Below are 14,182 nucleotides of genomic sequence, written 5' to 3' on the forward strand. Positions count from 1 at the left end.
GACTATAAGGATTTGTACGGTATTCCATATACCCTGTCGGTTGCGGGTTAAATATAGGACCTTACCAGTGCGAACATGCAATAGTTTTACTGCGTGAGTACCGATGATATAATCAATATGATTAAGGAGGGAAGTAACGTGCCACGTAAAGGACATACTCAGAAAAGAGACGTTCTGGCTGACCCGATGTACAATAACAAAGTGGTTACCAAGCTTATCAATAACATCATGTTAGACGGTAAGAAAGGTGTTGCTCAGAAAATTGTATACGGTGCATTCACCAGAGTAGAGGAAAAAGCTGGTAAACCAGCAATTGAAGTATTTGAAGAGGCTATGAACAACATCATGCCAGTTCTCGAGGTAAAAGCAAGACGTATCGGTGGTGCTACTTATCAGGTTCCGATCGAGGTAAGAGCAGACAGACGTCAGGCACTTGCTCTTCGTTGGCTTACAATGTTCTCACGTAAGAGAGGCGAGAAGACAATGGAAGAAAGACTGGCTAATGAGCTTCTGGACGCAATGAACAACACAGGTGCATCCGTTAAGAGAAAAGAAGACATGCACAAGATGGCTGAGGCAAATAAAGCATTTGCTCACTATCGCTTCTAATTCGAGGAGGAAAATTCATTGGCTGGAAAAGAAGGAAGAGAATATCCATTAGAGAGAACCAGAAATATCGGTATCATGGCGCATATCGATGCTGGTAAAACAACTCTTACAGAGCGTATTCTTTATTACACAGGTGTTAACTACAAGATCGGTGATACTCATGAAGGTACAGCGACAATGGACTGGATGGAGCAGGAGCAGGAGCGTGGTATCACAATCACATCCGCTGCTACAACATGTCACTGGACTCTTGAGGAGAACTGCAAACCAAAGCCAGGTGCTCTTGAGCATCGTATCAACATCATTGATACACCAGGACACGTAGACTTCACTGTTGAGGTTGAGCGTTCCCTTCGTGTACTTGATGGTGCTGTCGGCGTTTTCTGTGCTAAGGGTGGTGTTGAGCCGCAGTCAGAGAACGTATGGCGTCAGGCTGATACCTACAATGTACCTCGTATGGCATTCATCAACAAGATGGATATCCTTGGTGCAAACTTCTACGGTGCAGTAGAGCAGATCAAGACTCGTCTTGGTAAAAACGCTATCTGCCTTCAGCTTCCGATCGGAAAAGAGGATGACTTCAAAGGAATCATCGATCTTTTCGAGATGAAAGCATACATCTACAATGATGAGAAGGGTGATGACATCTCCATTACTGATATCCCGGAGGATATGCAGGAAGATGCAGAACTTTATCATACAGAGCTGATCGAGAAGATCTGCGAGCTGGATGATGACCTCATGATGGAGTATCTTGAGGGAGATGAGCCTTCTGTAGACAAGCTGAAAGCTGTCCTCAGAAAAGCTACATGTGAGTGTACAGCAGTACCGGTTTGCTGCGGTTCCGCTTACAGAAACAAAGGTGTTCAGAAACTTCTGGATGCAATCCTTGAGTATATGCCGGCTCCTACAGATATCCCGGCTATCAAGGGTGTTGACCTTGACGGCAACGAAGTTGAGAGACATTCATCTGATGATGAGCCGTTCTCCGCTCTTGCATTCAAGATCATGACTGACCCATTCGTAGGAAAACTTGCTTATTTCCGTGTTTATTCAGGAACAATGAACTCCGGTTCTTATGTACTGAATGCCACAAAAGATAAAAAAGAGCGTGTTGGACGTATTCTTCAGATGCACGCTAACAAACGTATGGAGCTGGATAAGGTTTACTCCGGTGATATCGCTGCAGCGATCGGATTCAAATTCACTACAACAGGTGATACAATCTGTGACGAGCAGCATCCGGTAATCCTTGAGTCCATGGAGTTCCCGGAGCCAGTTATCGAGCTCGCGATCGAGCCTAAGACAAAAGCTGGACAGGGCAAACTTGGTGAGGCACTTGCTAAGCTTGCTGAGGAGGACCCGACATTCCGTGCTCATACAGATCAGGAAACTGGACAGACCATTATCGCTGGTATGGGTGAGCTTCACCTGGATATCATCGTTGACCGTCTTCTTCGTGAGTTCAAGGTTGAGGCTAACGTTGGTGCACCTCAGGTTGCTTACAAAGAGACAATCACCAAGCCTGTTGATGTAGACAGCAAGTATGCTAAACAGTCTGGTGGTCGTGGACAGTATGGTCACTGTAAAGTTAAATTCGAGCCTATGGATGCCAACGGAGAAGAGCTGTACAAGTTCGAGTCCACAGTTGTTGGTGGTGCTATTCCGAAGGAATACATCCCGGCAATTGGCGAAGGTATCGAGGAAGCTATGAAAGCTGGTATCCTCGGAGGATTCCCGGTAGTTGGTGTACATGCAAATGTATACGATGGTTCTTACCATGAAGTCGATTCTTCTGAGATGGCATTCCACATTGCAGGTTCTCTTGCATTCAAGGATGCTATGCAGAAAGCAGCTCCGATTCTTCTTGAGCCAATCATGAAGGTCGAAGTTACTACACCAGAGGATTACATGGGTGACGTTATCGGTGATATCAACTCCCGTCGTGGACGTATCGAGGGTATGGAAGATATCGGCGGCGGTAAGATGATCCGTGGATATGTTCCGCTTTCCGAGATGTTCGGATATGCTACAGACCTTCGTTCCAGAACACAGGGACGTGGTAACTACTCTATGTTCTTCGAGAAATATGAGCAGGTTCCGAAGTCTGTACAGGAGAAGATCCTTTCCAAAAAGGACTGATCTGATATAAAATAATAAAATGCTTGCAAATAACCTTGGTTTGCAATATAATCAAGGTTAGCAAGTTTAAATCTGAAAAAATGCTCTAATTTTGATAGAGCCAAGTTTTAAGGAGGACATTTTAAAATGGCAAAGGCTAAGTTTGAGAGAACAAAACCGCATTGTAACATTGGTACCATCGGACACGTTGACCATGGTAAAACAACATTAACAGCAGCTATCACTAAAGTTCTTGCAGAGAGAGTTCCAGGAAACGTAGTAGAGAACTTTGAGGATATCGATAAAGCTCCAGAGGAAAGAGAGCGTGGTATCACAATTTCTACAGCTCACGTTGAGTATCAGACAGAGCGTAGACATTACGCACACGTTGACTGCCCAGGACATGCTGACTACGTTAAGAACATGATCACAGGTGCAGCTCAGATGGATGGTGCTATCCTTGTTGTTGCTGCTACAGACGGTGTTATGGCTCAGACTAAAGAGCATATCCTTCTTTCCCGTCAGGTAGGTGTTCCTTACATCGTTGTATTCATGAACAAATGTGATATGGTAGACGATGAGGAGCTTCTTGAGCTCGTTGAGATGGAGATCCGTGATCTTCTTTCCGAGTATGACTTCCCAGGAGATGACATTCCGGTTATCCAGGGTTCTGCTCTTAAAGCTCTTGAGGATCCGGCTGGCCCATGGGGAGACAAGATCATGGAGCTTATGGATGCTGTTGATGAGTACATTCCGGACCCACAGCGTGACACAGATAAACCGTTCGTAATGCCTGTAGAGGACGTATTCTCCATCACAGGACGTGGTACAGTTGCAACTGGTAGAGTTGAGGCTGGTGTTCTTCACGTATCTGAGGAAGTTGAGATCGTTGGTATCAAAGAGGAGACTCGTAAAGTTGTTGTAACTGGTATCGAGATGTTCCGTAAACTTCTTGATGAGGCTCAGGCTGGTGATAACATCGGAGCACTTCTTCGTGGTGTTCAGAGAAACGAGATCGAGCGTGGACAGGTTCTTGCTAAACCAGGAACACTTACATGCCATACAAAATTCACAGCTCAGGTTTACGTTCTGACTAAAGACGAGGGTGGCCGTCATACACCATTCTTCAACAACTATCGTCCGCAGTTCTATTTCAGAACAACAGACGTAACAGGTGTTTGCAACCTTCCAGAGGGAACAGAGATGTGCATGCCTGGAGATAACATCGAGATGACAATCGAGCTGATTCATCCGATCGCTATGAGCCAGGGTCTTACATTTGCTATCCGTGAAGGTGGACGTACTGTAGGATCAGGACGTGTTGCTACAATCATCGAGTAATATAATCTGAATATAGATTTGTTATCGTAAGATAACGTTGTGTCCAAACGTAAGATACCCGTAGAACTTCGGTTCTACGGGTTTTTCTGTTGCCTGGAAATATAAAAAAAAGTGGAAAAGAATAACGAACAGTATAGAAAAACGGTTGCCGGGAGAGTGTCCTGACAACCGTTTGTGATAACAGAATGATAACAAAATATATAATTTTCGCAAATATGATAACAGATAAAGTGGATTTATCCACAAATCAGAGATGTGACTGTGGATTAAGTCAGATCATACGTCTTAATGTCATTACCTTCAGTGCCTTTCTTAACGATGGTATGACAACCTATCGTAGTTCCCATAGCACGCAGTTTCCATTCTTCCTGGGTAGCGTTGAGCTTATCTAGTTCTTCTTGTCTTTTATCTTCATTTTCGATAGCTAATATTTCAGCTTTTTCCTTTTCATAGACATTTTTAAATTGACACCATTTCCTGAAAAAGTCCTGCATTGTAGGATTATCGAACGTCAGTGAAATCTTCTGATCAGGCATCTCAGCAAGTGAAAGGTTCACTGAATCATCAATAGAAAACAGCAGGGAGAGCACATCTCCGACTGTTTCAATATTAAAATCCAGAAAAACACTAACATTTAATCCCAGTGCAGTTGCTATCTTTTCTAACTGATCCGGTTTTGGATTCCGAATTCCCAGTTCATATTTTCTGATCGTTCCTACGTTAATGCCGGACAGCTCGGCTAATTGTATCTGACTGTATCCTCTAAATTCCCGGAATGCCCGGATTTTTTTACCAATCATAATGCTGCCTCCTTAATAATATTTGTGCTTCTATTCTAGCACAAAAGTGAATGATACAAAAGAGTGAGATTTAACAAATTGTTGATACGAAAGCGATAGGTATGGAATGGAAAAAATAAATTCGCAAATGTTTATTGACAAATTCACAAAAGTGAATTATTATAAGAGAACAACGAAAGAGTCACAAAAGTGACTGGAAAGGAGGACGATATGAGAACTAATTATATGATGACTGTTGATGATGTCATGGAAGAATTAGGAGTGAAACGCAGTAAAGCATATTCTATTCTGAAGCAGCTCAATGATGAACTGGCAAAGGAAGGATATGTAGCAGTTCGTGGAAAGATTCCACGTCCCTACTGGGAAACAAAATTTTATGGATGCTCTCAGAGAGCAGTATGAAGGAGGTTTTAAGATGTCAGCTTACAAAGACAAAACACAGGGAACCTGGTATGTGAGCTTCCGCTATATTGACTGGACAGGAAAGAAAACACAGAAGCTGAAAAGAGGGTTCAAGACAAAGAAAGAAGCATTAAATTATGAAAAGGAATTCATAAGAAAAACTGCAGCGGATATGAAAATGGAGATGAACAGTTTTATTCAAGTCTATTTTGAAGATAAAAAGAATGAACTGAAAGAAAATTCAATCCGTAATAAGCAGCACATGATGAACAAGCACATTGTTCCGTATTTTGGAACAAGAAAAATGAATGAGATTACACCGGCTGAGATTATCCAGTGGCAGAACACCATTCAGGAAAAAGGATACAGCAAGACTTATGAGCGTATGATTCAGAATCAGTTAAATGCACTGTTTAACCATGCACAGAAAATTTATAATCTGAAGGAAAATCCATGTAAGAAAGTAAAAAAGATGGGGAAATCGGATGCAAATAAGCTGGAATTCTGGACGAAAGCAGAATATGACAGATTTATCGCCGGGATTGAGCCGGGGAGTGAGGATTATCTGATATTTGAAATTCTGTTCTGGACAGGAATCAGGGAAGGAGAGCTTCTGGCATTGAGTCTTTCAGATTTTGATATGAGTGGAAATCTCCTGCATATCAATAAGACGTATAACCGGATCAGGAAAAGAGATGTGATTGATACTCCAAAAACAGAAAATTCAGTCCGTACCATTGATATTCCTAATTTTCTTAAAGAAGAGGTGCAGGAGTATGCGAAGAAGCATTATGGATTTCCGGAAAATCAGCGGTTATTTCCGATTGTGGCGAGAACACTGCAGAAACGGCTCAAGAAATATGAAGCATTGACCGGTATAAAACCAATCAGAGTGCATGATATCCGTCACAGCCATGTAGCATATCTGATTTATCAGGGTGTAGAGCCACTGATCATCAAGGAAAGACTGGGGCACAAAGATATTCAGATGACATTAAACACTTATGGTCACCTGTATCCGTCACAGCAAAAAAAGGTAGCTGAGATGTTGGACAACAAACGTTAAATAAGGAGGAAAAGACACATGAAAACAAAGAAAGTAGTCAGAAAAATATTTGATACGCTCAATTATAGTAAGAAGCTGAAGATAAGTTCCATTTTACCGGATCGAGATTCGGATTATGCGATTCTTCTTGAATTAGAGGATGGAAGCAAATTTGAAATTATCATTATCCCAACAAGGAGATTTGTGTAAGGAGTGGAGCTATGACTACTGACAGACAAAAAGAAAAAGCCCAGACAAAATATCTGAGCAAGTTCTCTGATAATCAGATTCACTGATATACCATCTTGGCAGATTTAGTATATCACGAATTGAAAGATACAACAATTCCCGAATATCTGTTCATCAGAGACTTGCCCGGAGGGGCAGGAGGTAGAAGTGACATTATTTGAACAGGTAAAAGAATGTGTGACAGCCAGACAGGCTGCGGAGCATTACGGGATTAAAGTAAAAAGAAATGGAATGGCGTGTTGTCCGTTTCATAAAGACCGACACCCAAGTATGAAGGCAGATAAAATATATCACTGCTTTGCATGTGGAGTGGGCGGTGATGCGATAGATTTTACAGCAAGGTTATTTGGAATATCACAGTATGAAGCTGCGAAAAAGCTGATAGAAGATTTTGGACTGGATATAAAAGTCGAAGACAGAAACAAATACAAAAGGACGCACCAAAGCAGGAATACTTTGATATCAAAGAAACCTAAAGTTCTGATGATCAGAGAAAAACTGGAGCAGTGGTTGAAACATGCAACTGACGTGCTGATCAGATATCTGAAATGGATTCAGTTCTGGAAAGAGTTTTACAGACCAGAACCGGAAGAAGAATGGCACGAATTATTTACGGAGGCATTGGCAAATGAAAGAAAGATAAATGACTATCTGGACGTGCTGATGTTTGGAACAGGAGAAGAGATTGTAGAGTTTTTCAAGACGAAGAGAAGGGAGGTTGAAAAAATTGAAGAAAGAATTAACGAATATCAGCGAGGAGTCCTTGATGGAATTAGAAGATATTGTGAACGAGGAGATGCTTACAACAGAAGATGTCAATGATATGTTGGAGCATACGGATAAAGGAAGAACAAAGCAGACAATCAGAAATTGTGTAACCGTATTACAAAAAGATCCAGTGCTGAAAAAAGCGATTAAACGAAATGAGCTTTCTGGAAGAATGGACATTGTGAAAGAGGTGCCTTGGGAACGGAGAAATAACAGTTCTACGGTTACAGATACTGATGAAAATAATCTGAAAATGTATCTGGAAGAAAATTATGAACTGACAAGTGAGCGTGTGATCAAAGCAGGAGTAGATATTGTTTCCAATGAAAATAAATATCATCCAATTAGAGATTATCTGGAAAGTCTGGTCTGGGACGGGATTCCAAGAATAGAAAATATGCTTCCGCATTTCCTGGGAGCAGAAAAGAGTAAATACACAATCGGAGTAATGAAAATGCACATGCTGGCAGCGATTTCAAGAATTTATGAACCGGGAATAAAGTATGATATTATGCTGTGTCTGGTTGGAAGTCAGGGAGCCGGAAAGTCCACATTTTTCAAATATCTAGCGATAAAAGAAGAATGGTTCAGCGACAATCTGGATCATTTGGATGATGAAAATATTTACAGAAAACTGCAAAATCACTGGATTATCGAAATGGGAGAAATGAAGGCAACTATCACAGCAAAGAATATTGAACAGATAAAATCGTTTCTGAGCAGACAGAAAGAAACTTATAAAGTACCTTATGAAGTTCACCCAGAAGACAGACCGAGACAGTGTGTATTTTGCGGTACTTCAAATGATCTGAATTTCCTTCCGCTGGACAGAACCGGAAACAGAAGATTTGCTCCGGTGATGACAGATATGTCGAAAGCAGAAGTTCATATTCTGGATAATGAAGCAGAGAGCAAAGCTTATATCGAACAGGCCTGGGCGGAGGCAATGGTACTGTATCGACGGGGAAATGTGTTCTTAGGATTTACAAAGGAAATTGAGGAAGAGGCAAAGCGTCTGCAAAAAGAATTTATGCCGGAAGATACCAATGCCGGAATCATACAGGCATTTCTTGATGACTACGATGACGAGTATGTATGTACCAGAATTCTGTTCGATGAAGCGCTACATCGAACCGGAGAAATGAAACAGTGGGAAGGTAAAGAGATTGCTAATATTATGAACAATGCAATTGAAGGCTGGAAACCACATGGTACACATCGGTTCGGAAAGGAATATGGAATACAGCGTTCATGGAAAAGGATGGAAGATTCTGTGAAGAAAGATAAAGACGGATTTATGGAAGTACCGGAACAGTTGGAGATACCGTTTGAGTAAAGATTATTGTAAACGATGTAAACGGAACTTGAAGGAAAAACTTAAAAAGTTAACTTTTAAAATCTTTTGAGCCCCGTTTACAAATTCCGTTTACAAATTGGAAAGGAGCAGAAAATGATGAAACAGGGAAGATTAGGATACAACAGTAGTAATGGAAGATATGGATTATTATCATCAGACTTATGGATTGATACAGGATTTCACTGTGGAGAAGGACTGGAAGTGCTGGTAGGTGATGAATGGGTACAGACCAGAATGGAGATGAATCTGGCAAGAGAATGGTATCTGGTGGGGACACCTTATTGTGGAGATCTGGAATATGTGCAGGCAAGGATACCTGGATAAATAGGTCTATGATCCGCTTCGGCTGGTGTAAAGCAGACGTCCATCGGACGTTATGCCCCCGGCAGGGCGCAAGGGGACTTTTGATGGACGGTACGGCTGTCGAAAGTGCTTTTGCGTTACTTTTGACAAAAGTAACAAAACCGCCGTATCCGGCGAAAATTTCTTAAATATCGCCATAACTGGCGTAAATAAAAATTATGTGCCATGTCTGGCACTCGAGTAGAAAAGAGGTGAGAAAATTTATGATGAAACGGACAATCAGTGGCATGATCGGAGCCGGTTCACTGGCTCATAACAGACGGAATTTTGTAGCAGAAAATGTAGATCCGGACAGAGTGCAATTGAACATTTGTTATAAGAATGAGAATCTGAAAGAAGTTTATAAGGAACTGTTTGACGATGCTACGGAGAGATACAATGTCGGGAAAAGAAAGGACCGGCAGATTGCAAATTATTATGAAAAAATCCGACAGGGCAAACAGGAGAAGTTGTTCCATGAAGTGATATTCCAGATAGGAAATCGTGAGGATATGGCAGTGGGAACATCAGAAGGAAATCTGGCTGTAAAGATACTGGACGAATATGTGAAAGACTTCCAGAAGCGGAATCCGACACTTCGGGTATTTAGCTGCTATCTGCATCAGGACGAAGCTACTCCGCATCTGCATATTGACTTTGTTCCTTATGTGACCAACTGGAAGGGAAAAGGAATGGATACCAGAGTTTCACTGAAACAGGCATTGAAAAGTCTTGGATTTCAAGGTGGAAATAAGCATGATACAGAACTGAACCAGTGGATAAATCATGAAAAAGGAGTGCTGGCAGAAATTGCAATGCAGCATGGAATTGAATGGGAACAGAAAGGCACACATGAAGAACATCTGGATGTTTATAATTTCAAGAAAAAAGAACGCAAAAAGGAAGTGCAGGAATTGGAACAGGAAAAAGAAAATCTGACAGTGGAGAATGAAGGATTGACTTCTCAGATTGTAGAAGCAAGGGCAGATATCAAGCTACTGGAAGAAGAAAAAATTCAGTTCCAGAAAGATAAAGAGATAGCGGAAAAACGTGCGGAGAAAGCAGAAACGGAATTGAAAAAACTGGAAGACAGAAGAGAATTCCTGCAACCAGTGATGGATAATGTCAGTAAGGAAATAAAAGAATATGGAATGATCAAAACATTTCTGCCGGAAGCTACAGCATTGGAACGTGCGGTAACTTACCGGGATAAGAAAATAAAACCATTATTCATTGAAATGAAAAACAAAATCGGTGCGATGGCTGCACAGGTGAAAGAACTTACAAGAGAAAGAGATAGTTGGAAAAGTAAGTTTCAGAAGAAAAAGCAAGAGCATGAAAAAACAAAAAAGGAACTGGCAGAAGTTCAGAAAGATTATCAGAAATTATCCGGTGAGAAAGAAATACTACAGGGGCTTGCGGACAGATATAATCGACTTTTACGCATGCTGGGGAAAGATATGGTAGAACGACTGGTGCAGGACGATATCCGAATGCAGGCGGAACTTGAAGCAAAAAAGCAGAAAGAGCAAATGCCGAAAAAAATAAGTGATCGCATACCGTGGGCGAAAGAACGAAGTGAAGAACACAATGCACAAATTAAGAAGAATAAAGCAAAGTACAGAGGAATGGAGTTGTAAGGATATGAAGAAACAGATTTATGATGAAAAGAACGGACTGAGCTACACATTGCATGGAGATTATTATCTGCCAGACCTGGAAATCAATGAGGAGGAACCTACATATGGGAAATATGGAATAATGCGAAAGAAGTTTCTGAAAGAGCACCGGAGTGCAAGGTATCAGTATCTGGTACTGACCGGGAAGCTGACGGAGCATCTGAATCAGGTTGATAAGGAAGCGAGAGAAAAAGTCGAGATACTGGTGGAGCAGATGGCTGAACAGTGGGGCGTGACGGAAGAATTGAAGATGCAGGATCAGATGGAATGGGTGAGGAGGAAGAATAATATTCAAGCAACTGCTGAAGAAATAGCATATAAAAGTATAATCTTTATGTAGGAAAGAGGCTGTCTGCAGGAGTTGTGGACAGCCTCATGTATAGGAGGGATTATTCTTCAGATATATCATAGTCAGTGGTTGTATCAGAAAATTTTGTATCCCAAATGGCTTCTTCAATGGCTTGTAAACATTCATCTGTATGTTTGGAAATATCTTGCCCCCAGAAGTGAAGAACAGTATAGCCTAGGAATAGAAGCTTTTTATCATTTTCATAATCACGATTACGATTTCGCTCGATTTTTTTGATCCAAAAATCTGGATTTTTTCCTTTTTCAAGCCGAAGTTTGAGAATCTCCCAATCCTTTCCGTGAAAAAATTCACTATCGCAAAAAATAGCAATTTTATATTTGGTAAGAACAATATCAGGAGAACCAGGGAGAGCTTTATAATTTTTTCGATAGCGATAACCTTTGTGCCATAGAACTTTTCGGAGCAATAGTTCTATGGAAGTATCTTTACTGTGGATCTTACGCATATTGTTTGAAACAGTAGCGGAATCACGTGACATATAGGTACCTTCTTTCTGCTTGAACTGATGAAAATATATTATCAAAAAACAGAAGAAATAGCAAAGGGGATAAGAAACATACAAGAGGAAATCTAACGATATAGTGAGAAAATTGCTTGTTGCTAATTGTGGTATATGGTAAAATATGAGTTGTACTATTTTTGATTTTGGAGGAATTTTAATGGCGATTTGTTATGACAAATTATGGAAATTACTGATAGATAAAAAAATGAACCGCACAGAATTGAAGGAAGCGTCAGGAATAAGTTTTAATGTATTAGCTCGATTAGGAAAGAATGAGCCAGTTTCATTTGAATCAATAGAAAAAATATGTTTTACATTAAATTGCAAGATAGAAGATGTTGTAGAGATAAAAAAAGAAAAATCACCACAAATCGATAGCGATGCATTTACAACCATAGAACTGTTTGCTGGAGCTGGCGGTTTGGCTTTGGGGATAGAAAAAGCTGGATTTGAACCATTGGGACTAATAGAGTTTGATAAAGATGCGGCAGAATCTTTGAAAACCAATAGGCCGAACTGGAGAGTTATTCATGATGATATAGCTAATATATCTTGTTTGGATTTGGAAGATTATTTTGGTATAAAAAAAGGAGAACTGGATTTATTATCAGGAGGGGCACCGTGTCAGGCTTTTTCTTATGCTGGAAAAAGATTAGGACTTGAAGATGCAAGAGGAACACTTTTTTATCACTATGCAACTTTTTTACAGAAATTACAGCCAAAGATGTTTTTATTTGAAAATGTGCGAGGATTGCTGACTCATGATAAGGGAAGAACATATGCAACGATAACAAATATTTTTGAACAGGCGGGATATACCATTCAGAAAAAGGTTTTAAATGCGTGGGATTTTGGTGTACCGCAGAAAAGAGAGAGACTAATCACTGTTGGAATTAGAAATGATTTAGTAGGAAAAGTTTCATTCTCATTTCCTAAAGAACATGATTATAAGCCTGTTTTGAGAGATGTTTTATTGGATTGTCCAGAAGGGCCAGGAGTACCATATGGAGAAAATAAAAGGAAAATATTTGAATTAGTTCCACCTGGAGGATATTGGAGAGATATTGATCCAGAGATTGCAAAAGCATATATGAAAAGTTGCTGGGATATGGAAGGTGGAAGAACAGGAATTCTTAGGAGAATGAGCCTGGATGAACCGTCATTAACGGTATTGACTTCACCGTCTCAGAAGCAAACAGAAAGATGTCATCCATTGGAAGCAAGACCGTTTACGGTACGTGAGAATGCAAGATGTCAAACATTTCCAGATGAATGGCAATTTTGTGGAAGTGTTCAATCTCAGTATAAACAGGTTGGAAATGCTGTTCCTGTCAATTTAGCATATGAAATTGGGTTAGAGATACATAAATCATTAGAGGGGGTAAAATAAATGGCGTGGAATTTAGATTTTATATCAGAAGAGGATTTTAAGAAGCATGTGCGTGCAACGATTATGAAATATGGAGAAAAACTGGAATCGTATGATTTGAAGCGGTTCAATAGTAACCTGATTGATCCGATCAAGCTGATTTTTGATAAATCGGTGTATCGTACAAGCTGGGAAGAAATTGTAAATAATGAAATTTTCCGGCAGAGAGATAAGTCTAACAATAATGATATAGGATATTTTCATCAGAATATTTTTTCCTATTTCAAAGGTTGCGAAGTCCCGCAGGCAGGCTGGGATGTTATTTACAGAAATCCAGATGGAATACAAATGCCAGATGGAGATATTGTGCATACAATATATGTGGAAATGAAAAACAAACACAATACTATGAATTCTGCATCTTCTGCAAAAACATATATAAAGATGCAGGGACAGATTCTGGAAGATGATGATTGTGCATGTCTGTTGGTTGAAGCAATTGCAAAGAAATCACAGAATATAAAATGGTCAACAAAGGTTGATGGGAAGAACGTGCAGCATAGATTGATTCGCCGTGTGAGTATGGATCAGTTTTATGCAATTCTCACTGGTGAAGAAGATGCATTTTATAAGATGTGTATGGCATTGCCGGAGGTAATCAATTCTGTTGTAAATGAAGAAGGCGGTGTTGAAGTACCACACGATACGGTTATTGATGAATTGAGAAAAGTGGCATCATTATATGGTGATGAAAACGACGAGTTGTCTATGGCAATGGCTGTATATATGCTTGGATTCAATACGTATATGGGATTTGGTGACAAAATCCGTGGAGAATTAGGAGAAGATAAAGACGGAATGCTTAAGAGAATTTATGAGTATGTTAAGAGGTTTCCGGTATGTGATAAAGAAAAAAAATAAAAAGTATATAGGTGACAGTTGATTATGTTTTACACAATATATGATGCGATTGTTTTTAAAGCAGATAAAGATGGAATAAAAGAAGATGAAGTGAAAAAAAGGCTTAGAAAAAGAGGACTTACTTCAGAGCAACTAGGACTGTTGAAAAATAATTGTACCACACTTTTAACAGAAGACATTCTAGATATCTATAAATGAGCAAGTTCGTGATTTTGCATAAAAGAAAGACACCTCGATTCCATGTGTTGTATAATGAAAGTGCCAAAACAAACATTTGCAACATTTACGAAAGAAGGTGTCTCTCGCA

General features: G+C 40.1%; 16 protein-coding genes. 14 read left to right on the top strand and 2 right to left on the bottom strand.

Annotated features, from left to right (window positions below):
- The first annotated feature begins 138 nt into the window (after positions 1-138).
- From rpsG to tuf, 3 genes are all read left to right on the top strand, one after another.
- On the top strand, positions 139-609 hold the full coding sequence (rpsG, locus tag DMI82_RS08650) for a 30S ribosomal protein S7 (protein WP_059086633.1): 471 nt from the start codon (positions 139-141) through the stop codon (positions 607-609).
- Positions 610-627: 18 nt separating this feature from the next.
- Positions 628-2,751: an elongation factor G gene (gene fusA, locus DMI82_RS08655; protein WP_255363785.1), complete on the top strand. Its 2,124-nt coding sequence runs from the start codon at positions 628-630 to the stop codon at positions 2,749-2,751.
- A 126-nt stretch (positions 2,752-2,877) separates the two neighbouring features.
- Positions 2,878-4,071, top strand: coding sequence for an elongation factor Tu (tuf, locus tag DMI82_RS08660; RefSeq protein WP_015526359.1), 1,194 nt, complete (start codon positions 2,878-2,880; stop codon positions 4,069-4,071).
- Positions 4,072-4,337: 266 nt separating this feature from the next.
- On the opposite strand, the gene DMI82_RS08665 is transcribed toward tuf, so the two are convergent.
- Positions 4,338-4,871: a helix-turn-helix domain-containing protein gene (locus DMI82_RS08665; protein WP_110103086.1), complete on the bottom strand. Its 534-nt coding sequence runs from the start codon at positions 4,869-4,871 to the stop codon at positions 4,338-4,340.
- Positions 4,872-5,081: 210 nt separating this feature from the next.
- On the opposite strand from DMI82_RS08665, the gene DMI82_RS08670 reads away from it, so the two are divergent.
- From DMI82_RS08670 to DMI82_RS08700, 8 genes are all read left to right on the top strand, one after another.
- Positions 5,082-5,273 carry a helix-turn-helix domain-containing protein gene (locus DMI82_RS08670; protein ID WP_009243123.1) on the top strand — a complete coding sequence of 64 codons (192 nt, stop codon included), beginning with the start codon at positions 5,082-5,084 and terminating at the stop codon, positions 5,271-5,273.
- Between the two features lie 13 nt (positions 5,274-5,286).
- Positions 5,287-6,339, top strand: a complete 1,053-nt coding sequence (locus tag DMI82_RS08675; RefSeq protein WP_110103087.1) for a site-specific integrase — start codon at positions 5,287-5,289, stop codon at positions 6,337-6,339.
- Between the two features lie 18 nt (positions 6,340-6,357).
- The gene (locus tag DMI82_RS20065; RefSeq protein ID WP_165854697.1) at positions 6,358-6,528 is read left to right on the top strand and encodes a hypothetical protein; all 171 of its coding nucleotides are present in this window, start codon (positions 6,358-6,360) and stop codon (positions 6,526-6,528) included.
- Positions 6,529-6,714: 186 nt separating this feature from the next.
- Positions 6,715-7,389 carry a CHC2 zinc finger domain-containing protein gene (locus tag DMI82_RS08680; RefSeq protein ID WP_055056240.1) on the top strand — a complete coding sequence of 225 codons (675 nt, stop codon included), beginning with the start codon at positions 6,715-6,717 and terminating at the stop codon, positions 7,387-7,389.
- The gene (locus tag DMI82_RS08685) at positions 7,334-8,671 is read left to right on the top strand and encodes a virulence-associated E family protein (protein WP_110103088.1); all 1,338 of its coding nucleotides are present in this window, start codon (positions 7,334-7,336) and stop codon (positions 8,669-8,671) included. Before DMI82_RS08680 ends, DMI82_RS08685 begins: the two co-directional genes overlap by 56 nt.
- A 117-nt stretch (positions 8,672-8,788) precedes the next feature.
- Entirely contained in the window at positions 8,789-9,016 is a 228-nt protein-coding gene (locus DMI82_RS08690) for a DUF5348 domain-containing protein (RefSeq protein ID WP_035124999.1), read from the top strand.
- 242 nt (positions 9,017-9,258) lie between these two features.
- Complete coding sequence (locus tag DMI82_RS08695; RefSeq protein WP_278308642.1) at positions 9,259-10,674, top strand: plasmid recombination protein; 1,416 nt, start codon at positions 9,259-9,261, stop codon at positions 10,672-10,674.
- 4 nt (positions 10,675-10,678) lie between these two features.
- Complete coding sequence (locus tag DMI82_RS08700) at positions 10,679-11,053, top strand: TnpV protein (RefSeq protein WP_110103090.1); 375 nt, start codon at positions 10,679-10,681, stop codon at positions 11,051-11,053.
- 49 nt (positions 11,054-11,102) lie between these two features.
- Here the strand turns inward: DMI82_RS08700 and DMI82_RS08705 are convergent, their stop codons facing one another.
- Positions 11,103-11,561 (bottom strand): very short patch repair endonuclease, encoded by a 459-nt coding sequence (locus DMI82_RS08705; RefSeq protein ID WP_110103091.1) that lies wholly within the window; start codon positions 11,559-11,561, stop codon positions 11,103-11,105.
- 181 nt (positions 11,562-11,742) lie between these two features.
- On the opposite strand from DMI82_RS08705, the gene dcm reads away from it, so the two are divergent.
- From dcm to DMI82_RS19750, 3 genes are read left to right on the top strand one after another with little or no spacing between them, the layout of a single operon-like run.
- Complete coding sequence (gene dcm, locus DMI82_RS08710) at positions 11,743-12,975, top strand: DNA (cytosine-5-)-methyltransferase (protein ID WP_110103092.1); 1,233 nt, start codon at positions 11,743-11,745, stop codon at positions 12,973-12,975.
- Positions 12,976-13,875 carry an Eco47II family restriction endonuclease gene (locus DMI82_RS08715; protein ID WP_110103093.1) on the top strand — a complete coding sequence of 300 codons (900 nt, stop codon included), beginning with the start codon at positions 12,976-12,978 and terminating at the stop codon, positions 13,873-13,875.
- A gap of 24 nt (positions 13,876-13,899) precedes the next feature.
- Positions 13,900-14,073, top strand: a complete 174-nt coding sequence (locus DMI82_RS19750) for a hypothetical protein (RefSeq protein WP_158526442.1) — start codon at positions 13,900-13,902, stop codon at positions 14,071-14,073.
- Positions 14,074-14,182: the final 109 nt, after the last annotated feature.

Source organism: Blautia sp. BCRC 81119 (genome assembly GCF_003184505.1).
In the GTDB taxonomy this organism is placed as follows: domain Bacteria; phylum Bacillota; class Clostridia; order Lachnospirales; family Lachnospiraceae; genus Blautia_A; species Blautia_A fusiformis.

Excerpts from the sequence above, each read along its gene's own strand:
- tuf (WP_015526359.1), top strand. The coding sequence starts at position 2,878 with ATGGCAAAGGCTAAGTTTGAGAGAACAAAACCGCATTGTAACATTGGT.
- DMI82_RS08665 (WP_110103086.1), bottom strand. The coding sequence starts at position 4,871 with ATGATTGGTAAAAAAATCCGGGCATTCCGGGAATTTAGAGGATACAGT.
- DMI82_RS08670 (WP_009243123.1), top strand. The coding sequence starts at position 5,082 with ATGAGAACTAATTATATGATGACTGTTGATGATGTCATGGAAGAATTA.
- DMI82_RS08675 (WP_110103087.1), top strand. The coding sequence starts at position 5,287 with ATGTCAGCTTACAAAGACAAAACACAGGGAACCTGGTATGTGAGCTTC.
- DMI82_RS20065 (WP_165854697.1), top strand. The coding sequence starts at position 6,358 with ATGAAAACAAAGAAAGTAGTCAGAAAAATATTTGATACGCTCAATTAT.
- DMI82_RS08685 (WP_110103088.1), top strand. The coding sequence starts at position 7,334 with ATGGAATTAGAAGATATTGTGAACGAGGAGATGCTTACAACAGAAGAT.
- DMI82_RS08690 (WP_035124999.1), top strand. The coding sequence starts at position 8,789 with ATGAAACAGGGAAGATTAGGATACAACAGTAGTAATGGAAGATATGGA.
- DMI82_RS08695 (WP_278308642.1), top strand. The coding sequence starts at position 9,259 with ATGATGAAACGGACAATCAGTGGCATGATCGGAGCCGGTTCACTGGCT.
- DMI82_RS08700 (WP_110103090.1), top strand. The coding sequence starts at position 10,679 with ATGAAGAAACAGATTTATGATGAAAAGAACGGACTGAGCTACACATTG.
- DMI82_RS08705 (WP_110103091.1), bottom strand. The coding sequence starts at position 11,561 with ATGTCACGTGATTCCGCTACTGTTTCAAACAATATGCGTAAGATCCAC.
- dcm (WP_110103092.1), top strand. The coding sequence starts at position 11,743 with ATGGCGATTTGTTATGACAAATTATGGAAATTACTGATAGATAAAAAA.
- DMI82_RS08715 (WP_110103093.1), top strand. The coding sequence starts at position 12,976 with ATGGCGTGGAATTTAGATTTTATATCAGAAGAGGATTTTAAGAAGCAT.
- DMI82_RS19750 (WP_158526442.1), top strand. The coding sequence starts at position 13,900 with ATGTTTTACACAATATATGATGCGATTGTTTTTAAAGCAGATAAAGAT.